Here is a 24,394-nt window from a genome sequence, read left to right on the forward strand (position 1 = left end):
AATTGCCCTTTCAAAAGGCTATTTCAGACTTGGCGTTCCGTCTCGGGGAATGCCGGATACTTGTCAAGCAGTGCCGCGACAATCTTGCCGAAACCCAGCCCAAGTGACGATTTTACCATCAGCGCATCGCCCGGTTGCACCCATTGCAGGGCAAAATCGGCAAGTTCAGCTGTCGTCGGGAACCAGATGACAGTTACACTCTCCGGAAGCGCATCGCGAAGGGCGGCCATCGCCTCCCCCGCCAGCCAGACATGTTCGATACCACCCGCCAGCAGCGGTCCGGCCAGTTCCTCGTGTAGCTGGGCTGAGAATTCGCCCATCTCCAGCATGTCGCCGAGAACGGCAACGCGACGGCCATAACCCTGCGTTTCTGTTTCCGCAAGCACGGCAATCGCCGCCCGCATGGAGGCGGGGTTGGCGTTGTAGCTCTCATCGATCAGCAGGAAGGAACCGCTTTCAATCGTCAGGCGATGGCGCTGTCCGCGCCCCTTGACTGCCTCGAGCGTTCCGAGCACCTCGAAGGCGCGGTCGAGATTGGCGCCGGTAACGGCAACAGCGCCAAGCACCGCCATGGCGTTGTCGGCAATATGCCTGCCGGGAATGTTCAGGTGCAATTCGCTCGTTTCGCCGTTCAGGATCGCCCAGATGGTCGAGCCCGTGGACGTGCTTTCGAAATCGGCCAGCCGGAAATCGGCCTTGGCATGCTGCCCGAAGGTCAGGATATGCTCGATACCCTGGTCCTGCGCCGCTTCTTCAAGTTGCTCGAACTGGGCGTTGTCACGGTTGAGGATGACGAAGCCGCCCTCCTCCAACCCTTCGAATATCTCCGCCTTGGCGCTCGCGATCTCTTCTATGTTCTTGAAATTGCCCAAATGAGCTGGCGCGATGGTGGTAATGATCGCGACATGCGGACGTACCATCTTGACCAGCGGACGGATTTCGCCGGAGTGGTTCATACCGATTTCGAAAACGCCGAATTCGGTATCGGCGGGCATGCGCGCCAACGTCAGCGGCACACCCCAGTGATTGTTGAAGGACGCCACCGCCGCATGAACCCGGCCCGAAGGCGCCAGAGCCTGCCGCAACATTTCCTTCGTCGTCGTCTTGCCGACAGAACCGGTCACCGCGATGATCCGCGCCGTGGTCCTTTCACGCGCCGCAATGGCGAGCTTGCCAAGCGCCGCGAGGACATCCTCCACGACGATCATGGGCACGGTCAGGCGGCCGAGGGCCGGCAGCTTGCCTTCGGCGACGACCAGCAGGCCCGCACCATTGGCGACAGCAAAACTCGTATAGTCATGGCCGTCGACCCTATCGCCCTTGATGGCGAAAAATGCTTCACCAGCCTTCACAGTCCGGCTGTCGATGGAAATGCCGGTGATACCGGTCGGCAGGTTCCCGACGGGACGCCCTGCCGTGATGGCGATCATGTCGGCGACTGTCCATAACCAATTCAAATCTTCAATCCTTCCAGCGCGGTACGCACCTGTTCATGATCGGAAAACGGCAGCGTCACGGAACCGACGATCTGCCCCTCTTCATGCCCCTTGCCCGCGACGATCAGCGTATCGCCGTTCGAAAGCAGCGACACCGCGTGACGGATCGCCTCTGCCCTATCGCCAATTTCCAACGCACCCGGCGCAGCCGCCATGACTTCGGAACGGATCGTTGCAGCGTCTTCCGAGCGCGGATTGTCGTCGGTAACGATGACGATGTCGGAAAGTCGTGTCGCCACTTCGCCCATGATCGGGCGCTTGCCCTTGTCACGGTCGCCGCCGCAGCCGAAGACGGTGATGATGCGGCCGGAGGTGAAGGGCCTGACCGAGGTCAGAACATTTTCAAGCGCATCCGGCTTGTGGGCATAATCCACATAGGCAAGCGCGCCGTTCTTCGTCTGGCCCACAAGTTCCAGGCGACCGGCAGCACCGATCAGCTTTTCAAGCGCCTTCATGGCCGTTGCGGCGGAAACGCCGGTGGACATGGCAAGACCGGCGGCGACGAGAGCATTGGCTACCTGAAAATCGCCGGCCAGCGGAATGTCGACTTCGTGGATCACGCCGTCATGGTGCACTTCGATCAGCTGCTTGTGACGGAAATGCTCTACACGCTTCAGCGTCAGATAATCGCCCTTCCGGCCAACGGTGCGCACATTGAGGCCTGCATCCGCGGCGGCGCGAATGGCCTTATCCGACCAAGGGTCGTCGGCAAAAATGACGGCTGGCGCGCCCTTTTCCATCAGCGTGTCGAACAGCCGCATCTTCGCGGCCATGTAGTCCTCGATGGTCGGGTGATAATCCATGTGATCACGGCCGAGATTGGTGAAACCGGCCGCAGCGAGCTTCACGCCGTCAAGGCGACGCTGGTCGAGGCCGTGGCTCGAAGCTTCCATGGCTGCATGGGTCACGCCTTCGGCAGCAAGCTCGGCGAGAAGCGCATGCAGCGTCACCGGATCAGGTGTGGTAAGCGCGCCATAATCTTCGCGGCCGGGAGCGATGACACCCGTCGTACCGATCTGGGCGGCGGCATGGCCAGCGAAAGCCCAGATTTGCCGCACGAAGGAGGCAACGGAGGTCTTTCCCGCGGTGCCGGTAACGGCGACCATGGTTTCCGGCTGTTTTCCATAAAAACGGGAAGCGGCGAGCGAAAGGTAGAGGCGCGGGTCAGTGACAGCGAGGACCGGCACATCGGCATCCACCGCATGCCCGGAAACGACGGCGACCGCACCCTTGGCGACCGCGTCCTTCACATAGGCCGCGCCATCCGCCTTGGTTCCCGCAACCGCCACGAACAGGCTGCCGGGCGCAGCCTTGCGGCTGTCTGCGGTAATTCCCCCGATTTCGATTGCCCCTATCTCAGACAGGAGCAATTCATTCAATTCCGGAAACGCCGTCCCGGATATATCTCGCAAATTCATCGACTGTGTCCGTCTTGTCCCCCCGGCGCGATTCGCCGGAACACCATAAGCTCTAACAATCAATAAGACACGAGCAAGGCCGAGCCATCCTTGCCGAACTTCGGCTTCACGCCCAGCACTGCCGCCGTGCGGCTAATGATATCGTGCACCATCGGCGCAGCCGATGTGCCTGCAAGTGCCGCGCCATTGCCCTTGTCCGTCTTCGGTTCGTCGATGAAGGAGAGCACCACATATTGCGGGTCGTCCATCGGGAATGCCGAAAGGAAGGCATTGAAGTTCTTGTCATGCACATAACGCCCATTGACGACCTTGTCAGCCGTACCGGTCTTGCCGCCGACATTGAAACCGTCGACGCGCGCATTACGGCCAGAACCGTTGACACCGTTCCATTCGAAAAGGAAGCGCATATCCTTGCTGGCGCCGGGCTTCAGCACCTGTTTTGCGACCTGATCCGCCTGTTCGCGCGTGCGCGGCAGGAATGTCGGCTCGATCAACTTCCCACCATTGACGAGCGCGGCACCGGCAACTGCTGTCTGCAACGGCGTTGTTGAAACGCCGTGGCCGAATGAAATGGTGATCGAGTTGATCTTCTTCCATTCGCGGGGCTGCGAAGGCAGCGCCACTTCAGGCAGCTCGGTCTGCATGCGCGTCAGAAGGCCAAGCCGCGTCAGGAATTCCTTGTGTCCTTCGGTACCCACGGTGTCGGCGATTTTTGCCGTACCGATGTTCGACGAATACTGGAAGATTTCCGGCACCGAGAGCATGCGGCCCTTGCCGTGGAAGTCCTTGATGGTGAAGCCACCGATGCGGATCGGATAACGCGCGTCGAACATATCACCCAGGCGGACGCGACCCGAATCGAGACCCATGGCAATGGTGAAGGATTTAAAGGTGGAGCCCATTTCGAACGTGCCGTTCGACATGCGGTTGAGCCATCCCTCCTTGGCACCTTCTGCCGGGTTGTTCGGATCATAATCCGGCACGGAGGCCATAGCTAGCACTTCGCCGGTATGCACATCCAGAACCACAGCCCCCGCGCCGATCGCCTGGAACTTGGTAATGGCCGAGGTCACGACTTCACGCACGATGGACTGGACGCGTAGATCGATGGATAGCTTCACCGGCTCCAGCGGCTGATCGCTGGTCATGCCGAGCGCCGTCAGATCGGCCAGTCCCTGGCTGTCGACGTAACGTTCCATTCCGGCAACACCGCGATTGTCGATATTGACGTGACCGACAACATGGGCAGCTGTTGGCCCGCCAGGGTAGAAGCGGCGCTTTTCCGGGCGGAAACCGACACCGGGAATGCCGAGCGCCAGGATCTGGCTCTGCTGCTTCGGCGTCAACTGACGGCGCAGCCACTGAAAGCGCGAATTGGAGGAAAGCTTCTGATAGGTGCCGCGCTGGTCGAGATCCGGCAATACAGTGCGCAGCTTCTCGATGGCTTCGTCAATATCGACGATGCGATGCGGCTCTGCAAACAGCGACACGGTGCGGATATCGGTCGCCAGAACCTCGCCGTTACGATCAAGAAGATCGGGACGCGACGCCATCAGCCGGTCGGCAGGTGCAATGCTCGAAACCGTTTCCTGCTCGGCAAGGCCATATTGCACCAGACGGCCGCCCACGACGCCGTAAAAGGCGATGAAGCCGAAAATGATGAGACCGACGCGGCTTTTCGCCTGGGCCGCCCTCTTCTTGCGAGCGCCCTCGAAAGCAGCATGGTCAGTGTGAATGCCGGTGGTGCTGGCGGAAAAGTGAGCCTTGCTCTTCAGAACCATGACGCGGGAGAGAAAAGACATCAGCGGTCCACCGATCCAGTTATGGTTTCATCCATTTCGCCATCTTCATCGCCTGCGACAGCGGCGACGGCAGGAGCCGGAGCCGCCGTGGGACGGGAAACACGCGCCCGCGGTGTTGGAACAGGAGCGCCATTGGCGGCAATCTGGCCGGCGGGCGGTGATTTTTTCTTGGCAGTTCCGCCAAGCGTAGCGCCCGGCTTGGAGCCGTTGACGGCAGCGGCGATGACATCCGCAACGCTCATGCCTTCCGGCTCGGGCGGCTGCGGCAATTGCGAGCGCAGCATCGGCAATTCGCGCGGCTGCGCCAATTGTGTCGGCAGCGTCGGCGAAAGGCCAAGCTCGTCCTGATAGGCATTCACGAGACGATGGAGGCGGTTCGGCTGCGTCAGCAGTGCCCAGTCGGCCCGCAAAAGATCGATCGTGTCTTTTTCGAGCTTGATTTCGGTCTCGAGCTTGCGGACCTGTTCCAGCTTGAGATCGGTCTTGTGCTTGATCGAATAGGTCACCACCGCCGCAGCGACCATGACCCCCATCAACACGACATCGAATGTGCGCAGCATATCAGCCTCCCATCTTTTCAAGGCTGGCGAGATCGGGAAGTTCGAAAATCGAAAAATCTGCCGCCCGGGCAGGTGCCGCCGTGCGCAGGCCAGCGCGCAGCTTGGCCGAACGGGCCCGCGGATTGATCTCCGCCTCCTCGTCGCTTGCAGCGACCATCGGCTTGCCGATATTTTCGAAAATGGCGGGCTTGTCTTCCACCATCGGCAGATGGCGGGAACCCGCCGCCTTTCCGGAACGTTCGGAGAAGAATTTCTTGACGATGCGGTCTTCGAGCGAATGGAACGTGACGACAACCAGCCGGCCGCCGGGCTTCAAGGCCCGCTCGGCAGCAAACAGGGCCTGCGCCAATTCGCCGAGTTCGTCATTGACGAAAACGCGCAGCGCCTGAAACACCCGTGTTGCGGGATGGATCTTGTCTTTAGCCTTGCGCGGCGTAACGATTTCAATGAGGCCCGCCAGATCACGCGTGGTGCGGAATGGCTCTTCCGCCCTCCTCTTCTCGATGGCGCGGGCGATGCGGCCCGGCTGCTTTTCCTCGCCGAGAAAACCGAAGATGCGGATGAGATCGCCGACCTTGGCGCGATTGACGACATCCGCCGCCGAAACGCCGGAGCTGGACATGCGCATGTCGAGAGGACCGTTCTTCTGGAAGGAAAAACCGCGCTCGGCCTCGTCTATCTGCATGGAGGAAACGCCGATATCGAGAACCACGCCGTCAAGACCGCCTTCCGGCGCGTGCCTTGCCAGATCGGAAAATTGCGATTGAATGAGGGTAAGCCTGCCGCCATTTGCAGCAACCATGGCCTGGCCGCCGGCGATCGCGTTCGGATCGCGGTCAAGCGCGATGACATTGGCACCTTGATCGAGAATTGCCTGGGTGTAGCCGCCGGCGCCGAAAGTGCCGTCGAGGATGACCTTGCCGGATGCGGGTTCGAGCGCAGCGATCACTTCGCGAAGCAGGACCGGGATGTGACGCTGAGGTCCCTCACCGGCATCAGAAGATCGCCCGCCAGAATTCGCCGCCATTCCGTGTCCCCGTCCTATGCGGGGCGTGCAGCCGAAAAACCGCGCCCCGCTCTTGCTGCCGCCTGCGCCGCCAAAAACGCCTGCGGTTGCCAAAGCTGAAAATGATCCGCTCGTCCAACGAAGGTGACATCCGTGGATATGCCGGTAAATTCCCGGACGAAATCCGTCACCATCAACCGACCTTCCTGATCGAGCTTCATGAAAACGCCGCCGCCGTGTACCAGCAGCGACATTGCGTTCGCCTCCGGCGAGAAGGCATCCATGGACGCGATCTGCCGCTCGTAGCGCTCCAGCAAATCCGGACCGCCGACACTGATTGCCGGAAACGCGAAATCCTGAAGGCAATAAAGCTCCTGAATCCCACGCTGTGCCAGCACCGAACGAAACGGAGACGGAACCGAAACGCGCCCCTTGGCGTCGATCCTGTTCGTTACGTTCGATAAAAAGCGGTCCATTACTCAACTCGCCAAAACCGCATTCCACAAAGCGAATCATCCGCCCCACAGACAACACCGGTACGCACGACACATCGCCAAGCGTCAGGGCGACATGCCCTGCAGCAGCCCGTTGCAGGCTCCTCACTCGTTTCAGCGATTGCGGGTCAAAAACACGACCCAGTGTGGTGTGCATTTGGGATACCATGGGACACTATGGGCGTCAATGGGAGAAGCCGGCACGATACCGACTCCGCATCGGAAATTCATAAGCCGTTAAGTTTAACGAATGGTTTACTTCGCGAACTCATGTGCCAGCGGAAACAAATAAAACTTGGGTCGATATGCCCATTTTTTGCTTGCGAAACAGATACTTGGCAACCCTCGCCGAACACGCGCCACTTAAATCGCAAAAGGCGCTCTGATGCTGCCGTGGGAATGCCAGCTTGGTTGGTGTTACGGCTATCTGTGTGATTTAGCGATAGACCAGTTGCAGAGGTTCGATTTGACGCCGAAGCAATGCGCATGTTGCGCTCAGCCAGAACCGTCATTCTCTACAAACAACAACGCCGCGACGCTTGACTTTTTAAACTTTCAATTGATTTTGATTTCTGAAGTTGTGTTTTTCATTGTGAGACAATAATGCCGAATTACGTGGCAGGCTTACCTGCCTTCTTAAGTTATTTTCTGATCGGCCTGCTCTGCCTGGCAACCTTTTCCGCTATTTACACCCGCCTTACTCCCCACCGCGAGGGGGAGTTGATCAAGGCCGGCAACTTTGCCGCCGTCGTCGCTTTTTTGGGGGCACTGATCGGCTTCAGCCTGCCGCTCGCCTCGGCGGCGGCTAATTCCGTCAGCCTCCCCGACTATATCGTCTGGGCAGTGATCGGCCTGCTGGTACAGGTTCTCGCATTCTACATCGCCAAACTCTCCATGACCGACCTGCACCTGAAAATCACCGAGGATAACGTTGCGGCCGGGCTCTGGAGCGGCGGCATCGCTGTGGTCATCGGGATTTTAAACGCCGCCTGCATGGCCTATTGAGGAACAGACATGTATTTGGACGTGACAGAACACCCGCGTCTCGCCCTCGGTACGATTGCCGCAATAGGCCTTTTTATGGCTTTTTCATCGGAGGAAGAGGTTCTTTATACCTCAGTTGAAAAATGCGTTGCCTCCGGTGTCTATCCCAAGGCTTGCCAAGCGGCATCCGAAGACGCCGGCCAACATCACCTCTCCACTGCACCTAAATTTCTCAATATGGTCGCATGTGAAATGGAATACGGCGCGGGAAACTGCTTTGAGCTGAAACAAAATCTCAATTCCACTAACCCCACCGGCATAGGTGTCTTCACACCCTCACCCGCCGGTTTTGTTATGCCTCGGTCCATCGAGAACTTTGCCGACTACAGCAACTATCGCCGCAGGCAGAAAAACAGCGAGTCGGGTTCCAACGGTGCGATGTCGGCCTATCGAAAACGCAACGGCGACCTCGTCATACCGGATGTGACGGCCAGTAAACAGGACCAAGGCGGCGGGGGAATCACGTCAGGAGGAGGCGCGCTAGCGAATGACGTGAAGACGTCCAACGCCAAAACGAACGTCAAGGGCCGTGGTGGATTCGGCGGCCACTCCTTTTCAGGAAGCTGACATGCGCCGCATCACAGTCCCGCCGCGCCCGGATTGGCGCGAGAAAGCCAATGCTGTCGGTTTCTCCTTCCATGAAATGCATGGCGAGCCTTACTGGGTGGACGATGCAGCCTATTGCTTTGGACTGGCTGAAATCGAGCGCGACATCGAAGAACCGAGCCAGATCCTGCACGACATGTGCATGGATCTCGTCGCCGACATCGTACACAGTGAGGAGGCTTTAACCCGTCTTGCCATCCCCCGCGATCACCATGATGTCATTCGAAATTCTTGGCGGCGGTGCGACCGCCACCTGTATGGCCGCTTCGATCTTGCCTATGACGGGCATGGCCCTGCAAAGCTGCTGGAATACAACGCCGACACGCCCACTTCCGTATTCGAAACGGGATATTTCCAATATAACTGGCTGACCGATCAGGTCGCCCTTGGAACGCTCCCGCCGCAAACCGACCAGTTCAACTCGGTTCAGGAAGCCTTGATTGAGGCCTTCGGGCAATTCTCGCGAGACAGGATTTTCCATTTCGCGGCGGTGAGCGACAACGCCGAGGATTGCGGCACGACGATTTATCTCATGGACTGCGCCATTCAGGCGGGCCACCGTGCCCAATTCCTCGATATCAGAGACATCGGCATCGATGCGTGCGGGCGTTATGCTGACCTTCAAAGTCGCGTCATCGAACGCTGCTTCAAGCTTTATCCCTGGGAATACATGTTACGAGAATCTTTTGCCACGCATCTGCCTGCGCAAGGCGATATTTTCATCGAGCCGGCCTGGAAAGCCGTGCTGTCGAACAAAGGCCTGCTGCCTTTGCTCTGGCAGCGGCATCCCAATCACCCGAATCTGCTCCCGAGTTTCTTCCCGGACGATCCTGAAATATATCAATTACAGGATTACGTGGTGAAGCCGCTTCTTTCGCGTGAAGGCGAAAATGTCAGCCTTTACCGAAACCGGCGCGAAATTTTATCGGCCCCCGGCAATTATGGCCAAGAGGGGTACGTTTTTCAGGCCTACGCACCATTGTTCAAGAGCGATTTCGGATACGCCGTGTTAGGAAGCTGGATCGTCGCCGATCGGCCCTGCGGGCTCGGGATTCGCGAGGACGCGTCACCTATCACCGCAAATCTCTCCCGCTACGTGCCCCATATCATCGAGGGCTGATCGCCACCGAAAAAAGCGGCAGGAAATTCGCCAGTTGGCCTGTAAGCCGGGTTCTGTATGGCCCCGGTTTGACCCGGAACGTGGCAGCCATTCATCTGGGACGGCATTTGCATGCCGCCTCTCGCAACCCACCCGGATGACGGGCCCGGAAACCGGCTGTAGACGAAGGCTTTCGCCCGCGCCCCGTGTCATCCCTATTCGGTCTTGCTCCCGGTGGGGTTTACCTTGCCACCACTGTCACCAGCGGCGCGGTGGGCTCTTACCCCACCCTTTCACCCTTACCATGCCAGGCATGGCGGTTTGCTCTCTGTGGCACTTTCCCTGGGGTCGCCCCCGCCGGACGTTATCCGGCACCGTATTTCCGTGGAGCCCGGACTTTCCTCACCTTACCGTCTTTCGACATTGGTAAAGCGCGGCTGCCCAGCCAACTGGCATGGCGTCAATACCCATGTTCTTTGGCGAAAGCCACCGAAAAGCGTAACGGAAGATCAAAGAAATGCAGGCTTGAAATCCGTTGCATAGGCGTCGTTGCCAATTTTTCCATCCCGCAGCAACAGGGCGCCTAACCGCCCGATCTCGTCGGAACTCTTGGCTGCCGTACCGTTGCCGCCAGTCAGAACAGCAATGCGCGGTGACGTCGTAAAGCCGATGGCCGGATAACCGCCCGGCGTTTTGGACACTACGCAGGCGGCCATGGAAATGCGCGACCGGTCGATGGATGGCACCAAGGTCCCGACGATGGCAGAGAGATGGTCGCGAACGCTTTCGCGCCCGCCGGAACGGAACCATGCGCGGATTTCGGGATCGCTATCGAGCTTCTTATCATCGGGATCGCCGCCGATTTTCAGATAGAACCTGCCATCGGGATAACGGACGGGCGGCAGGAGATAGATATGTTTCATCGTGTCGCGCGGCTCGTAAATCAGCGACGGCATGCCCGCATATTGTCCCAGCTCCGCCTCGTCCACCTCGAAGAAGGCGACGGTGCGCGCATAGACATTGAGAGCGACGGGCTGCGGCAACAAATCCTTCGTTATCGAAAAGCCACCCGCAGCGACCAGCACCCGGTCTGCTGTATAAACCGCACCCGAGGCCGTCTCGACGCGTGCACGGCCAGCCTCTTCCCGCGTTGAGACGACTATATCGTCGATGAGCGTAACGCCGGCTTTGTCTGCCAGAACGCTCTGCGCGTTCACCAGCGCGCGCGGATTGACGTAACCGGCATTGTCCTTTTCGAACACGCCCTCGCAGCCCGGCTCGAAGAAGAAATAGGGAAAGGCGCTTTTCAGACCTGCGTCGTCAAGAATTTCCGTGGAAACCCGCAGACGCGCCGCTGCCTCACAGACGTTGTCGACAAAGGGATTGTCGCCACCGCGTTCAGGCCCAACCATCAGGCAGCCGACGGGAGCGTAAAAATTCACGCCGCTCCTTGCCGCGATGTCGGTGTAGCGCGCGATCGAGCGGTTGGCGAGCAGTGCCCAGTCCGCATCGCCATCAATGGTGCGGGTAATGCGCGCCTCATCATAATGGCTGGCGAAAACACCCGGATGTGACTTGATGTCGGCAGGTTCACCGGGGCCGATCAGGGCCACACCTTCGGTGGTTTCCGCCAGATGGCGGGCGGCGGCAGCACCCATCATGCCACGACCGACAACGATATATTTGAAATGTCCCGACATGCCGCCCTCTTCGCCTCAACCCGCTCTAGTACAGCTGCGATTTTGTAGCCACTTCGCTGCTGAATGTCAGATAAAAACCGGCGACATTTCGGCGGCAAAATCACTCTCGGTCAGCTGGCCATGCAGAAGCAGCACCGCGCCTAGCCGCCCGATTTCGTCGGAAGACTTGGCGGAAACGAAATTGCCACCGGTCAGAACCGCGATATTGGAAGATTGCGTATAGCCTATATATGGATAACCGCTACGAGTAATGGATGCGACGCAGGAACCAGAGGTCACGGGGCAGCCCGCAAGTTCCGGCATGAGCGATAGCGCCCGTTTCGTCAGGAATTCCACTTCGCCCGGCGTGCCGTCGGAATGAAACCAGCCGACTGCTTCGGCCAGCGTTTCCAGCCTGCCCTTTTCGCTCTCACCGCCGATCTTCAGATAGACCTTGCCGTCGGGGTAACGCACAGGGGGCAGAATATAGACGATATCGTCCTCGGTCTCCGCCAGCACGATGCTCGAGGGCATGGAGCCGAAGAGGGCCTGCCTTGCTTCGTCGAGTTCGAAAAACACGATGGTGCGGCCCGTTGCCGCCATATCGACCGGGGAAGGCAGAAGATCAGCCATGTTGGTGAAACCGCCAGCGGCCACTATGACCTTTTCGGCCGTGTGTACGGCCCCTTCCCTGGTGGAAACTTCCACTCCTTGGGAGGTATCGCGAACATGCGCCGCCGTCTCGCGGATCAGTCGCGCGCCCTGCGCAGCAGCAATCGTGCATTGCGCCCTCACAAGCGCACGCGGATTGACGTGGCCGGCATTCTGCGCCTCGAAGTAACCGTCGTGATCCGACGGCAGGGAAAACATCGGGAACCGGGGAGCCAGCGCATCGCCGCCGATCGTTTCCACGCCAAGACCGAGACGGTCGGTCGAGACCAAGGCTCGCGAAACGTAGTCTCCGGCAAGCCCCTTGCCGTTTCCGGTAAACAGACAGCCCGCTTCGGTGAAGAAACGGATGCCGCTTTTTGCTTCGATCTCGGCATAGCGCCGGATGGAGCGTTGCGCCAGCTCCGCCCAGACGGGATCGCCATCGAAACCACGGGTGATGCGCGCCTCGTCATAGTGACTTGAAAACACACCGGTATGGGTCTTGCGATCGGCGGGTTCATCCGGCCCGATCAGCGCCACGCCATCCGTTTGCGCCGAAAGGTGCCTCGCTGCCGCCGCACCCATCATTCCGGCACCGACCACGATATATTTGAAATCCGGCATGTCATGCTCCGCATCAGGTTTGCTCCTGACTACAGCATGCACGCATAAACCGGAATCGATTTTCGTGACGTCCGAAACATGCCGCGCAAGAGCGTGCAGCGGTTTTGCAATAACGAGATGCGATAAAACGAGGACTTAAAGCTTATCGCCAATCTGAAACATCACGACACGCTTCAGCAAAAGACCTCAGCTGGCCAGAAGCGCCTGGACCTTGCCGCAATAACGCTTGGACACCGGGTTCATGCGGGTGGCGCCGTGGCCGGCATTGTAACGCAGGATCGTGCTGCAAACCTCACCGCCGCCAAGCTGGTGTGCGGTTGCCAGATATTGCATGCCCCAGCGAATATTGGTCTCGGGGTCGAAGAGGGCTTTGGTCGTGCCGCGAAAGCCCATCATGCGCGCCGTTGCCGGCTTGATCTGCATCAGCCCGACCTCGCCTGCGCTGCCGCGAGCCCTAGGGTTGAACTTGCTTTCTACAGAAACGACGGCATGGGCCAGATTGGTGGGGACGCCGTAACGCTTGGCATATTTGACGATCAGATCGGAATAGTCGTTCTTGAGCGACGAAGGCAGGCTCTTTTCGGGAACGGGATAACCGGGCGTACGGAAGAAGGTCCCCAGCGTCACGGTTTTGGTCTTGACGTCCTCGTCTTTGGCAAAAGCAATCCCCGCCTGCGAAACGAGCATAGCAACGCCCGCTGCGACAGCAACAAAAACTCTGTTCATCTGTTGAAATAGTCTCCAGATCGGATAACCGGAACAATGAAACGATAAAAACGTCCAGCGCGCGGAAAGTCGATTACGACCTTCTACCGTCCAGTCTCCTTGATTGATATTGACGGCAAGCTCCCCTGAAGAACAGCACCGCGTCCACTGCGGCTCTTAGACTTCCTCAATGCGGATTAACTGTGGCACAACAAAAAAATCGACTTGCGCGACCGGGAAACGGGGAAGGCTTTTCCAGAAACGGCGTTCAAACGGCCGAAAATTTCGGAAGGCTGGCAATCAGCCGATGCAGCGTGTCGATCGTGGAAAAATCCGCGATACCATCCACCAGCGCCGGGCGGAAATGCCGCTGAAAGGCGGCCACGGCACCTTCTGTTTTTTCGCAATATGCGCCTGTTATTTCAACGCCATATCCGTAAATGGATAGCATGGACTGGAGCGCTTCCACCGGCTGACCGTGATCGCCGCGCTGAAAAAAACGTCCGCCGCGGATCGGCGCAGGCTCCACCCAATGACCGACACCGTGCCGCGACAGGATGTCCCATGGGAATTTTTCACCCGGATCAACCTTGCGGATCGGCGCCACATCGGAATGCGCAAGCACCCTTTCAGGGGCGATAGACCACCGCTGGCCGCAATCGCGACACAATTCGATGACGGCAGCCACCTGTTTTTCCGGAAATTCCGGCAGGCCGCCCGGATGGCCCTGATTGGCGATTTCAATCCCGATGGAGCGGGAATTGATGTCCGCCTCCCCCGCCCAGCTGCTTTTGCCCGCATGCCAGGCGCGGCGAGTTTCCGCAACAAGCTGCATGACACGCCCGTCTTCAAAAACGAAATAGTGGCTGGAGACCTGGCTTTCGGGATTGCAGAGCCACGAAAGAGCGCCATCGGCTGTCGTCATGCCGGTATAGTGCAGGAGAATGATATCCGGGCCTGCCACGCCCTGTCTTTCGCCGTGGTTGGGAGAAGGCGCAATGGTTGCGCCCCCGAAATCCGGGTTGAAATCCGGCAGAAATTCACTCATGCGACGCGGCGTTCTTTCTCGATGGCCTCATAGGCGGCATTGAGGGCCGCCATACGCTCATTCGCGGCAGCGTGCAATTCCATCGGCACACCGCGCGCGATGAGCTTGTCCGGATGGTGCTCGGCAACCAGCGAACGGTAACGCTTGCGAATATCCAGAAAGTCGTCCGAGGGCGAAACGCCAAGTACGCGATAGGGATCGCGCCCATCCATATGAACGTGGCGTGCCATAATCGTTTCGAAATGATCTTCGGTAATATGGAAGATTTCCGCGATACGGCCGAGGAACGCCAGTTCCCGCTCGTGGATCAAGCCGTCTGCCTTGGCGATGTGGAACAGGCCATCGATGACGCTTTCCAGCATCTCGCAATTGTCATGGCCTGAGCCGCAAAGACCGGCAAGACGTTCGGCATAGGCCTCGTATCCCGCAACGTCCTGGCGTGCGAGATTATAAAGGCGGGCAACGTTTCTGGCTTCTTCTTCAGGAAAATCGAAAATCTGCCGGAAGGCGCGCACTTCGGCGTCGTTCACGACACCGTCTGCCTTGGCCATCTTTGCCGACAGCGCGATAATGGCCACGGAAAAAGAAACCTTGCGGCGGGTCTCCGGGTCTCCCTCGAAAAGGGTCCGGATCGCCTCTACCACGCGACCGAGCGTGCTGCCTGCCGCGTCACCGATCGCGCCGAGCAGCCGTTCCCACAGGGATGAAATATGCAAACAGGCGAAATCGAACATCATGACGCCAAGCATGACGGCATATCGCCGTGAATGCAATATGCGCGGCGCCGCTGCGGCATTAACTTTTATTCATTTTTGCGACAGTTTTTCTTCAGGAGCAAGGGGGCGGCAAACGGGAGAGCAACGGTTTTCCACAGACGGCGAAGCCTGGTGCAAGGTTGGAGGCGATTGAAACGATTATATTCGGCTTCTTTGCCCAAGCTGCTGAAAAACCGCGAGAAATCGGCATTTTTCGTGATAAATTCACTTTACACCTACACGTGGCTGTCGCATCCATTTGCCAGACATATCTTTCTATCCAAGCAAAGGAGAGCCACAATGGCCAAACAGAAAGTCGCAATGCTGACCGCGGGTGGCCTTGCTCCCTGTCTCTCTTCAGCCGTTGGCGGCCTGATCGAGCGTTATAGCGACGTCGCGCCTGATATTGACATTGTGGCCTATCGTTCCGGCTATCAGGGCGTGCTTCTGGGCGACCGGATCGAGATCAACAAGGACATGCGCGAAAAGGCGCATCTGCTGCACCGTTATGGCGGATCGCCGATCGGCAACAGCCGCGTAAAGCTCACCAACGCTGCCGATTGTGCCAAGCGCGGGCTGGTGAAAGAGGGTGAAAATCCGCTGCGCGTTGCCGCCGAACGGCTGGCTGCCGACGGCATCACCATTCTCCACACCATCGGCGGCGACGACACCAACACGACGGCCGCCGACCTTGCCGCCTATCTCGGCGCCAACGGTTACGATCTGACCGTCGTCGGGCTGCCGAAGACCGTGGATAACGACGTGGTTCCGATCAGGCAGTCGCTCGGCGCATGGACCGCGGCCGAAGTGGGCGCTTCCTTCTTCGACAATGTCAGCAACGAGCAGAGTGCTGCGCCGAAGACCTTTGTCATCCACGAAGTCATGGGCCGCCATTGCGGCTGGCTGACGGCTGCGACCGCCCGCGCCTACATCCAGAAGACCAACGGCAATGAATATGTCGAAGGACTGATGATGAACACGCAGATGAAGAACATAGACGGCATCTACCTGCCGGAAATGGCGTTTGACATCGAAGCGGAAGCCGAACGGCTGAAGGCGATCATGGACAAACACGGCTACGTCACGTTGTTCGTTTCCGAAGGTGCGGGGCTCGATTCCATCGTTGCCGAACGCGAAGCCGCCGGTGAGGCCGTCAAGCGCGATGCCTTCGGCCATGTGAAGATCGACACCATCAATGTCGGCGGCTGGTTCCAGAAGCAATTCGCCGGCCTCATCGGCGCCGAACGCTCCATGGTCCAGAAATCCGGTTACTTCGCCCGCTCCGCTCCCGCCAATGGCGATGATCTGCGCCTCATCCAGGGCATGGTCGATCTTGCCGTCGAAAGCGCGCTGAACAAGGTCTCGGGCGTCACCGGCCACGACGAAGACCAAAAGGGTAAATTGCGGACCATCGAGTTTCCGCGTATCAAGGGCGGAAAGCATTTCGACCTGTCTGCAAAATGGTTCACCGAAGTGATGGAACACGTCGGTCAACCGTTCACAGCGGCCTAATTTTACGATAGGCTGGATAAAGCGGCGACAGGGAGGGCAAGGAGGAAGAGAATGTCTGGACAGGCGTGGCTGGTTTTTTGTGCAGCATGTGCCGTTGTGTTCGCACTTCCCTCTCCCCTTGTATTCTCTGTCGCCTCCTATGCCGCTATCCGCGGCAGAAAAACGGTGTTTGCCTCTGTCACTGGCGGCGCGCTTGGCATCGTCACAGCTATGACGATATCTGCGATTCCAGCGGCTGGCCTTGCCTATCTGCCGCATGCCTTTGTGGAAATCGTTCAGTGGACTGGTATCGGCTGGCTGATTCTTTTCCTGTTATGGAACTTTGCCACCCCCGCCGCCCAGGCTGCCAATGCAGACAATGACAATCTGCCCGGCAAATCATCCAGCGGCATTTTCCGTGATTGCTACGCCATTGCAGCGTTGCGTCCGCGCTATTTCATGTTCTTCCTGGCACTGTTGCCGCAATTCGTTTCCACCTCCGGCAATGCGGTCGAAACGCTGGCCGTAGCGCAGGCCGCAATCCTGTTGCTGGCACTTGGCATTCTGGCAGCGCAGGCACTCTTTGCCGGCTCCACGCTGGCACTGGTGCGCCGCATGTCCGGCAACAAAAAAATCCGGCCGAAATACCGCACTCACTTCATTTCTGGCCGTGCCGTCAGCGCCGGATACCGCCGCATCGCCGCCTGAAAAACCGCGACGCCACGTCCCGGCTTGCCGCTATCCTTACAATAGGTTAATGAAAGCTCGATGGGACACTGCCTGCTTCGCTCGACGCGGGGGTATCGACAGACAGGCATAACGAAGGCGGCAACATGCGAAATTCGGCAAAATTCCGCGGAAGAAGCGCACTTCTTCTGTCTTCCACGGTGGGCCTTGCACTGGCTTTGGCCGGATGCACCAGCGTCGAATATGCCGCAAAGGAAGGGCCGAACGGCCCGAAAATAGCCGCAGTCAACCAAACCGCACCGGCACAAGCCTCCGCACAGTCGGAAACGGCTGGTACCCCGGCTGATGCCGCCGCACCGGCAGCACATGCCACTGACGTGGCAGCCTCTTCCCAGCCCGAATCGCTTCCAACCGTCGCCGCCGTCAAGGGTGGCCGCGTGGCGCTGCCGCCGGCAGCCGAAATTGCAGCGGCAGTGGCAAGCCCAACCCAGATGCAGCCGCAGCAACAACAGACAGAGGTCGCGCAGGCAACGGTAACGACAGCCGCGCCGACGACGGCTGCGGCTCTTGCACCGCACGCCGCAACGCCGGCAGCCGCAGCGATCGAAACCGCAAGTGCCGCCGCGAAACCGGCGGCCCACAACTCTGCCGCCGACCTGCCGCAGGTGGTTGCCGTCAAGGGCAGCTTCCCGCCCGCACCGCCGCCGCCCGGAACGCCGTCGATCGGTACCGAACTGACCGCGGAACGCAAAGTCATTCCCCTGCCCAAGCCGGACAGCACGGTTCTGGCCTATGCAGCCGGCCCGACCAACGCCGCCCTTGCCGCTATCCGGCAGAACGAAACGATGACGGCGCCGTACAAATCCGCGCCGGCCGGACGTGAAAAGCTGAGCGGGCTTATTTCGAAATACGCTGTCATGTATAATGTGCCTGAAGATCTGGTGCATCGCGTGGTGCAGCGTGAAAGCAGATACAATCCCGGCGCCTATAATGGCGGCCACTTCGGTCTGATGCAGATCAAGCACGCCACGGCCCGCTCCATGGGCTTTGATGGCCCCGCTTCTGGCTTGTTCGATGCCGAAACCAACCTCAAATATGCCGTCAAATATCTGAGCGGCGCCTGGCTTGTTGCCGACAACAACCGGGACAATGCTGTCAGGCTTTATGCACGCGGTTATTATTACGATGCCAAGCGCAAGGGCATGCTGCACGTTCTGCGCAAGTAAGCCTTTGAGCAGCGCCGGGACTGCAATGCAGCAAAGCGGCTTTTCTTAAAAACGTCGAGCACGTCACTTTTGTCATCCTCGGGCTTGTCCCTGGGATCTGCAAGCTTTTGATTTTACGATATGTGGCTGGATCCTCGGTACAAGCCCGAGCATGACGTCGCATCCAAATCAAAGCTTGAGACCCGAGTGGTTTCACACCGCCTTTTCGATTCGTTACGTCGGCCCACAACCCCTGTCATCAAACTGTAGCGTCGTGACTGTAGACGCCTCTCAATCTATTGAGAGGTGAACATATGACGAGTGCGGCACCCAAGACCGGCTTCAGCAAGAATACGAAACTGAAGTCCGCATTGCTCCAGCACAAGGCGCTCTCGAAAAGCGGTTTTTCCGAACGGTTCTTCGGGGTTCTCTTTTCCGGTCTGGTTTATCCGCAAATCTGGGAAGACCCGGAAATCGATATGGAAGCGATGGAGCTTGCTGAAGGCCACCGTATCGTCACCATCGGCTCGGGCGGCTGCAACATGCTGGCCTACCTCTCCCGCAACCCTGCCAGCATCGATGTGGTGGATCTTAACCCGCATCACATCGCTCTCAACAAGCTGAAGCTTGCCGCCTTCCGCCATCTCCCGGCCCATCAGGATGTGGTTCGCCAGTTCGGCCGCGCCAATACGCGCAGCAATAGTCATGGCTACGACCGATTCATCGCCGACCATCTCGACGACACGACCAAGGCCTACTGGTCGAAACGCACCCTGTCCGGCCGTCGCCGCATCTCGGTATTCGACAGGAACATATACCGCACCGGTCTGCTCGGCCGTTTCATCGGCGCCGGCCACCTTATGGCGCGCCTGCACGGCGTCAGGCTGACTGAAATGGCCAATAGCCGCACGCTGGATGAACAGCGTCGGTTCTTCGACAGCAAGGTCGCACCGCTGTTCGACAAGCCGGTGGTGCGCTGGCTGACGAAGCGAAAAAGTTCGCTGTTCGGCCTTGGCATTCCGCCCCGCCAATATGACGAGCTGGCAAGCCTTTCCAACGACGGCACAGTCGCCTCCGTCCTCAAGGAGCGACTTGAAAAGCTTGCCTGCAACTTTCCACTCAGCGACAATTATTTCGCCTGGCAGGCCTTCGCGCGCCGTTATCCCGAGCCGCATGAGGGTGCCCTGCCCGCTTATCTCAAGCGGGAATATTACGAGACGATCCGCGACAACACCGCCCGCGTTGCCGTGCACCACGCCACCTATACCGAGCTGCTTTCCAAAAAACCGGCAAACGGCGTCGATCGCTACATTCTGCTCGATGCGCAGGACTGGATGACGGACGTGCAGCTCAACGAATTGTGGTCGCAGATCAGCCGCACCGCCGCTCCCGGCGCCCGCGTCATTTTCCGCACCGCTGCCGAAAAGAGCGTGATCGAAGGCCGTCTCTCGGCCGATATCCGCAACCAGTGGATCTATCTAGAGGAACGCTCCAATGAGCTCAACGCCATGGACCGTTCGGCCATCTATGGCGGCTTCCATATCTATCAGAGGGCTCTGGCATGAAAACCATCGGCGAGAATGTCGGCCTTGCGGATGAGGCGCATGCGAGCCTGATGGACCGCATGTATCGCCACCAGCGGCATATCTACGATATTACCCGCAAATATTACCTTCTGGGCCGCGACAGGACCATTTCCGGCCTCGACGTGCCCAAGGGTGGCACGCTGCTTGAAGTCGGCTGCGGTACCGGCCGCAACCTGCTGCTGGCCAGCCGCAAGTTTCCTGAAGCAAGACTGTTCGGTCTCGATATCTCCGCCGAAATGCTGCTGACCGCATCCGAGAATTTTACCGGAAAGACGGAACGCCCCGTTCTGCGCGTGGCCGACGCCACCGCTTTCCGCGCCGTAGAATTCGGTCAGCCGGACGGTTTCGACCGAGTCATGATCCCCTATGCGCTTTCGATGATACCGGACTGGGAAAAGGCGATCGAACAGGCGCTGACAGCTCTCAAGCCCGGCGGCTCGCTGCACATCGTCGATTTCGGCCAGCAGGAACAATTGCCCAAGTGGTTCCGCGCACTTTTGCAGGCATGGCTCACCCGCTTCCACGTCACGCCCCGCGCCAATCTCCGTTACGTTCTGGCCAACATGGCAGGCCGTTTTGACGGTAATCTCGAATTCGAGGAGATTGCCCGGGGTTACGCCTGGCGGGCCATCATCACGCTTCCGGTCGCCGAAGTGCAGCCAAAAGTCAGCCGTATTCTCGCAGACGCCTGATCATCAAGGGTTAAGGCGCCTCGCCTCTGCAAATGCGGGCAAGACGCTGCCAGCCAGCGGTCCTACAAGTATACGCCACTGGGACTGAAAGACCGCAAATCTCTTGGAATCCAGCGACTTGCCAGCCGAAAAAAGGCCACTGCCCCTTGCCATAACGGCTTGTTTACCATGTTATGGGTAAATCGGGAGACGCGGCGCGCCATTTTGCGGCTGCGGATGGGCAACAATAATTCATCAGGGTTCCAATGCGGCTGCGTCTATCGGCACTTTTGTCGGCTATGTTGTTGATCGGCGGCTGTACGTCCACGAGCTATGACTTGCTTGAAACGGCTTCTGTTTCCAAGCCGAAATTCTCCGATACCGACCCACAGGATTTTGGCACGAACAACCCGCATCGCCACGAGGTGCATGGCATCGACGTGTCCAAATGGAATGGCGACGTCGACTGGCGGACCGTTCGCAAATCCGGCGTTTCCTTCGTCTTCATCAAGGCCACCGAAGGCTCAGACCGCATCGATCCGAAATTTGGGGACCACTGGCGCAGCGCGGCGGCGGCAGATATCCTGCACGCGCCATACCATTTCTACTACTTCTGCTCGACAGCGGACGCTCAGGCCGACTGGTTCATCAGCAACGTGCCAAAGGAAGCCGTCACCCTACCGCCGGTTCTCGATGTGGAATGGAACCCCTCCTCCCCCACCTGCAAGACGCGCCCGGCTCCTGGCATCGTCCGTGCCGAGATGCAGCGTTTCCTCGACCGCCTCGAGGCCCATTACGGCAAGCGCCCGATCATCTACACCTCGGTCGACTTCCACCGCGACAACCTCGTTGGCCAGTTCAAGAATTACCATTTCTGGGTGCGCTCCGTCGCCGCGCATCCCGCCAAGATTTACGAAGACCGGCAGTGGGCCTTCTGGCAATATACGGCCACCGGCGTCGTGCCCGGCGTCAACGGCCCGACCGACATCAATGTCTTCGCCGGAAGTGAGAAAAACTGGCGGAAATGGATCGCTTCGGCCAAATAATACGGCCAAGAAGCAACACATTCGAAAAATCGGCGTTCTTCTGCACCGGCAGATCGCTGGACCCGTTTTTTTGTCGCAAACATGTGGGTAAAGCGGGCTAACAACCTATCGAGGAAATTCCCATGCCCACTTTTCGGTCGCGCAGCATCATTTTTGCCGCCGCTCTGTCGCTTCTCTCCACCGGCTCCGCCCTTGCCACACCGCCTGTGGCCTCGCCTGACGATCCAAAGCAGGTTGCCTGCGGCGGTGATCTCGGCGCATTTCTTGAGGGCGTGAAGGCTGAGGCCGCTGCCAAGGGTGTTCCGGCGGCTGCCATCGAAAAGGCGCTGGCCGGCGCGCAGATAGACCCCAAAGTGCTTTCGCGTGACCGCGCACAGGGCGTCTTCCGCCAGACCTTCCTCGAATTTTCCCAGCGCACCGTCAGCCAGGCCCGTCTCGATATCGGCCGCAAGAAGCTGCAGGAGCTGTCATCGACCTTTGCCCGTGCCGAGAACGAATTCGGCATACCGGCTGGCGTCATTGCCGCCTTCTGGGCCATGGAGACCGATTTCGGTGCCGTCCAGGGCGATTTCAACACCCGTAACGCGCTGGTGACCCTCTCGCATGATTGCCGCCGCCCGGAACTCTTCCGTCCGCAATTGCTGGCCCTCATCGAAATGGTCCAGCATGGCGATCTCGACCCCACGTCCAACACGGGTGCGTGGGCCGGCGAAATCGGCCAGGTACAGATGCTGCCCAAGGACATCATCGCTTTCGGCATCGATGGTGATGGCGATGGCCATGTCAACGTCAAGAGCAGCGCACCGGATGCGATCCTCACGGCGGCGAAATTCATCCAGCACCTCGGCTTCAAGAAGGGCGAACCTTGGATGCAGGAAGTTTCCGTACCGGAAAACCTGCCCTGGGAGAAATCCGGCCTCGGCGGTTCGCTTACCGCCGGTGACTGGTTTACCCTCGGCGTGACCCCGCGCGACGGTAACAAAAATTTCGCCTCCCTGCCCGCAGCCCTCATCATGCCGCAGGGCCGCAAGGGACCGACCTTCCTCACCTATCCCAACTTCAACATCTATCTGGAATGGAACCAGTCGTTCATCTACACGACCTCGGCTGCCTATTTCGCCAACCGTCTGATGGGCGCCCCTGTCTATAACAAGGGCAATCCCGATCCGGGCTTCGATGACGCGACGATGAAAGAGTTGCAGACCAAGCTTGAAGCGCGCGGCCACGATGTTGGCAAGGTGGACGGAATTCTCGGTTCCGGCACCCGCGTCGCCATCCAGAAGGAACAGCAGCGTCTCGGAATCCCTGCGGATGGATGGCCGACCCAGGCACTTCTCCAGGCGCTTTAACCTGTGTTAATCGCACCTTCGGGCCTTTAATCTATCGGCCGGAATCAAGGCTTAAACTGTTAATCTCGACCGGATGACTGGGGATAACACCCCGGTCATTTACTTTTTTTAAAGATATGAAGCACTGCGTGATGAGAAAATAATCTTTTATTTTCAATTAATTACAGAAGTTACTTTTTTAAGCGGCGACAAAGCATGCTGCACCGCATCACAGAAACCGCTTTTCAAGTGCCACAAAACGGTCATATTATCGAACCTGTCAACAACAGGAGGCACCCATGGGACTTACAAAATCTCTCAATGCCTTGGCAGTCGGTTTGGCGTTTTTGTTCGTAGCGATGATGCTTTTCATCTGACGAGACGTGAAGACCAAACGCAGAAAAGAACCGTAGATGACACGAGTTTGAAAAGCGCAGGTCCTGTCGGGCCTGCGCTTTTTTCCTGTCGTAAATGGGATATCTGAAATCAGGCGGCGCTGCGGCGCAAACGCTCAAGACCGAGGTTCTCAAGCACCGCATCGACCAGCGGCGCACGGTTCATGGTGTAGAGATGGAACTCGTTGACACCGCGCCGTTGAAGATCGGCGATCTGCTCGGCAGCAACTTCCGCCGCAACGCGGGCGCGTCCCTCGAGATCGTCATCATAACCTGCAAAACGCTCATCCAGAAAACTGGGCACACTGGTACCGCAGCGGCCGGCGAAACGCTTGAGCTGGGTCAGGTTCTGGATCGGCATGATACCCGGAACCACCGGAATGGTGATGCCCGCAGCCGTAACCCGCTCCATGTAGCGCTCGAACACGTCATTATCGAAGAAGAACTGCGTCAGCGCCCGCGTTGCGCCGTTGTCCGCCTTGCGCTTCAGCATATCGATATCGACCGCATCGCTGGCGCTCTCCGGGTGCTTTTCGGGATAGGCAGAAACGGAAACCTCGAAATCGCTGATATCGCGTAGCCCCTTCACCAGAGCGGCAGCATTCTCGTAACCTTGCGGATGCGGCCTGTAATCCGTGCCGATACCGGTCGACGGATCGCCGCGCAGCGCCACGAAATGGCGAACGCCGGCATTGCGAAACTCTTCAACGACCTGATGCACGTCGTCACGGCTGGCATCAACGCAGGTCAGGTGCGCGGCGGTCGGCAGATGACTGTCACCGATCATCCGGCGCACCGCATCCAGCGTCGGCGCCTTGGTGGAACCGCCCGCGCCATAGGTGACGGAGACGAAATCCGGATCCCATTTCTTCAGCTCGGCAACCGTTTCCCAGAGCTGGTTCTCCATCTCGGGGTTCTTGGGCGGGAAAAACTCGAAAGATAACCGGATATCCCCCCGGATTTCGCCATTGTGGCGCGCGGTTTCCGATCTCAACATA

Annotated in this window: 22 protein-coding genes and 1 other RNA gene; 10 read left to right on the forward strand and 13 right to left on the reverse strand. The window is 58.7% G+C overall.

What is annotated here, in order from left to right:
• Positions 1-23: 23 nt before the first annotated feature.
• The 6 genes from QE432_RS22880 to mraZ are packed head-to-tail and all read right to left on the reverse strand — an operon-like array spanning position 24 to position 6,758.
• Positions 24-1,457, reverse strand: a complete 1,434-nt coding sequence (locus QE432_RS22880) for a UDP-N-acetylmuramoylalanyl-D-glutamyl-2,6-diaminopimelate--D-alanyl-D-alanine ligase (RefSeq protein ID WP_112682113.1) — start codon at positions 1,455-1,457, stop codon at positions 24-26.
• Positions 1,454-2,914, reverse strand: coding sequence for a UDP-N-acetylmuramoyl-L-alanyl-D-glutamate--2,6-diaminopimelate ligase (locus tag QE432_RS22885; protein ID WP_013636513.1), 1,461 nt, complete (start codon positions 2,912-2,914; stop codon positions 1,454-1,456). The genes QE432_RS22880 and QE432_RS22885 overlap by 4 nt, the downstream gene beginning before the upstream one ends.
• Positions 2,915-2,973: 59 nt before the next feature.
• Entirely contained in the window at positions 2,974-4,716 is a 1,743-nt protein-coding gene (locus tag QE432_RS22890; RefSeq protein WP_003513230.1) for a peptidoglycan D,D-transpeptidase FtsI family protein, read from the reverse strand.
• Positions 4,716-5,276, reverse strand: a complete 561-nt coding sequence (ftsL, locus tag QE432_RS22895) for a cell division protein FtsL (RefSeq protein WP_019565277.1) — start codon at positions 5,274-5,276, stop codon at positions 4,716-4,718. The genes QE432_RS22890 and ftsL overlap by 1 nt, the downstream gene beginning before the upstream one ends.
• A gap of 1 nt (position 5,277) precedes the next feature.
• On the reverse strand, positions 5,278-6,303 hold the full coding sequence (rsmH, locus tag QE432_RS22900) for a 16S rRNA (cytosine(1402)-N(4))-methyltransferase RsmH (RefSeq protein WP_013636514.1): 1,026 nt from the start codon (positions 6,301-6,303) through the stop codon (positions 5,278-5,280).
• 14 nt (positions 6,304-6,317) lie between these two features.
• A complete protein-coding gene (mraZ, locus tag QE432_RS22905) occupies positions 6,318-6,758 on the reverse strand; it encodes a division/cell wall cluster transcriptional repressor MraZ (RefSeq protein WP_003513235.1) in 441 nt (146 codons plus the stop codon).
• A gap of 621 nt (positions 6,759-7,379) precedes the next feature.
• Between mraZ and QE432_RS22910 the strand changes: the two genes are divergently transcribed.
• The 3 genes from QE432_RS22910 to QE432_RS22920 are packed head-to-tail and all read left to right on the forward strand — an operon-like array spanning position 7,380 to position 9,546.
• Positions 7,380-7,781 carry a DUF350 domain-containing protein gene (locus tag QE432_RS22910; RefSeq protein WP_003513245.1) on the forward strand — a complete coding sequence of 134 codons (402 nt, stop codon included), beginning with the start codon at positions 7,380-7,382 and terminating at the stop codon, positions 7,779-7,781.
• A gap of 9 nt (positions 7,782-7,790) precedes the next feature.
• Positions 7,791-8,387, forward strand: coding sequence for a DUF1190 domain-containing protein (locus tag QE432_RS22915; RefSeq protein WP_306625840.1), 597 nt, complete (start codon positions 7,791-7,793; stop codon positions 8,385-8,387).
• A 1-nt stretch (position 8,388) separates the two neighbouring features.
• Positions 8,389-9,546: a glutathionylspermidine synthase family protein gene (locus QE432_RS22920; RefSeq protein ID WP_112682117.1), complete on the forward strand. Its 1,158-nt coding sequence runs from the start codon at positions 8,389-8,391 to the stop codon at positions 9,544-9,546.
• Positions 9,547-9,572: 26 nt separating this feature from the next.
• Here QE432_RS22920 and rnpB read toward each other — a convergent pair.
• The 6 genes from rnpB to QE432_RS22950 form a co-directional block, all read right to left on the reverse strand.
• An RNA gene (gene rnpB, locus QE432_RS22925) (RNase P RNA component class A) lies at positions 9,573-9,978 on the reverse strand.
• A gap of 56 nt (positions 9,979-10,034) precedes the next feature.
• The gene (locus tag QE432_RS22930) at positions 10,035-11,225 is read right to left on the reverse strand and encodes an FAD-dependent oxidoreductase (protein ID WP_306625842.1); all 1,191 of its coding nucleotides are present in this window, start codon (positions 11,223-11,225) and stop codon (positions 10,035-10,037) included.
• A 66-nt stretch (positions 11,226-11,291) separates the two neighbouring features.
• The gene (locus QE432_RS22935; protein ID WP_306625844.1) at positions 11,292-12,479 is read right to left on the reverse strand and encodes an FAD-dependent oxidoreductase; all 1,188 of its coding nucleotides are present in this window, start codon (positions 12,477-12,479) and stop codon (positions 11,292-11,294) included.
• A gap of 186 nt (positions 12,480-12,665) precedes the next feature.
• Positions 12,666-13,205 (reverse strand): lytic transglycosylase domain-containing protein, encoded by a 540-nt coding sequence (locus QE432_RS22940; protein WP_003513258.1) that lies wholly within the window; start codon positions 13,203-13,205, stop codon positions 12,666-12,668.
• 247 nt (positions 13,206-13,452) lie between these two features.
• A complete protein-coding gene (locus QE432_RS22945) occupies positions 13,453-14,232 on the reverse strand; it encodes an N-acetylmuramoyl-L-alanine amidase (protein ID WP_038491639.1) in 780 nt (259 codons plus the stop codon).
• Positions 14,229-14,969, reverse strand: a complete 741-nt coding sequence (locus tag QE432_RS22950; RefSeq protein WP_013636520.1) for a J domain-containing protein — start codon at positions 14,967-14,969, stop codon at positions 14,229-14,231. Before QE432_RS22950 ends, QE432_RS22945 begins: the two co-directional genes overlap by 4 nt.
• 318 nt (positions 14,970-15,287) lie before the next feature.
• Between QE432_RS22950 and QE432_RS22955 the strand changes: the two genes are divergently transcribed.
• The 7 genes from QE432_RS22955 (at position 15,288) to QE432_RS22985 (ending at position 23,022) form a co-directional block, all read left to right on the forward strand.
• Positions 15,288-16,499, forward strand: coding sequence for a pyrophosphate--fructose-6-phosphate 1-phosphotransferase (locus QE432_RS22955; protein ID WP_003513264.1), 1,212 nt, complete (start codon positions 15,288-15,290; stop codon positions 16,497-16,499).
• Positions 16,500-16,550: 51 nt separating this feature from the next.
• Positions 16,551-17,186: a LysE family translocator gene (locus QE432_RS22960; protein ID WP_111783565.1), complete on the forward strand. Its 636-nt coding sequence runs from the start codon at positions 16,551-16,553 to the stop codon at positions 17,184-17,186.
• A gap of 125 nt (positions 17,187-17,311) precedes the next feature.
• Complete coding sequence (locus QE432_RS22965) at positions 17,312-18,391, forward strand: lytic transglycosylase domain-containing protein (protein WP_038491642.1); 1,080 nt, start codon at positions 17,312-17,314, stop codon at positions 18,389-18,391.
• 293 nt (positions 18,392-18,684) lie between these two features.
• Entirely contained in the window at positions 18,685-19,935 is a 1,251-nt protein-coding gene (locus QE432_RS22970) for a DUF3419 family protein (protein WP_111783566.1), read from the forward strand.
• Positions 19,932-20,648 (forward strand): class I SAM-dependent methyltransferase, encoded by a 717-nt coding sequence (locus QE432_RS22975; protein WP_162686693.1) that lies wholly within the window; start codon positions 19,932-19,934, stop codon positions 20,646-20,648. The genes QE432_RS22970 and QE432_RS22975 overlap by 4 nt, the downstream gene beginning before the upstream one ends.
• 245 nt (positions 20,649-20,893) lie before the next feature.
• Positions 20,894-21,673: a glycoside hydrolase family 25 protein gene (locus tag QE432_RS22980; protein WP_013636525.1), complete on the forward strand. Its 780-nt coding sequence runs from the start codon at positions 20,894-20,896 to the stop codon at positions 21,671-21,673.
• A 122-nt stretch (positions 21,674-21,795) separates the two neighbouring features.
• Positions 21,796-23,022: a lytic murein transglycosylase gene (locus tag QE432_RS22985; protein ID WP_003513276.1), complete on the forward strand. Its 1,227-nt coding sequence runs from the start codon at positions 21,796-21,798 to the stop codon at positions 23,020-23,022.
• Positions 23,023-23,487: 465 nt separating this feature from the next.
• On the opposite strand, the gene metF is transcribed toward QE432_RS22985, so the two are convergent.
• The gene (gene metF, locus QE432_RS22990; RefSeq protein ID WP_013636527.1) at positions 23,488-24,393 is read right to left on the reverse strand and encodes a methylenetetrahydrofolate reductase [NAD(P)H]; all 906 of its coding nucleotides are present in this window, start codon (positions 24,391-24,393) and stop codon (positions 23,488-23,490) included.
• Between the last annotated feature and the right edge of the window lies 1 nt (position 24,394).

The sequence above is a fragment of the Agrobacterium sp. SORGH_AS_0745 genome (genome assembly GCF_030818995.1).
Classification (GTDB): domain Bacteria; phylum Pseudomonadota; class Alphaproteobacteria; order Rhizobiales; family Rhizobiaceae; genus Agrobacterium; species Agrobacterium tumefaciens.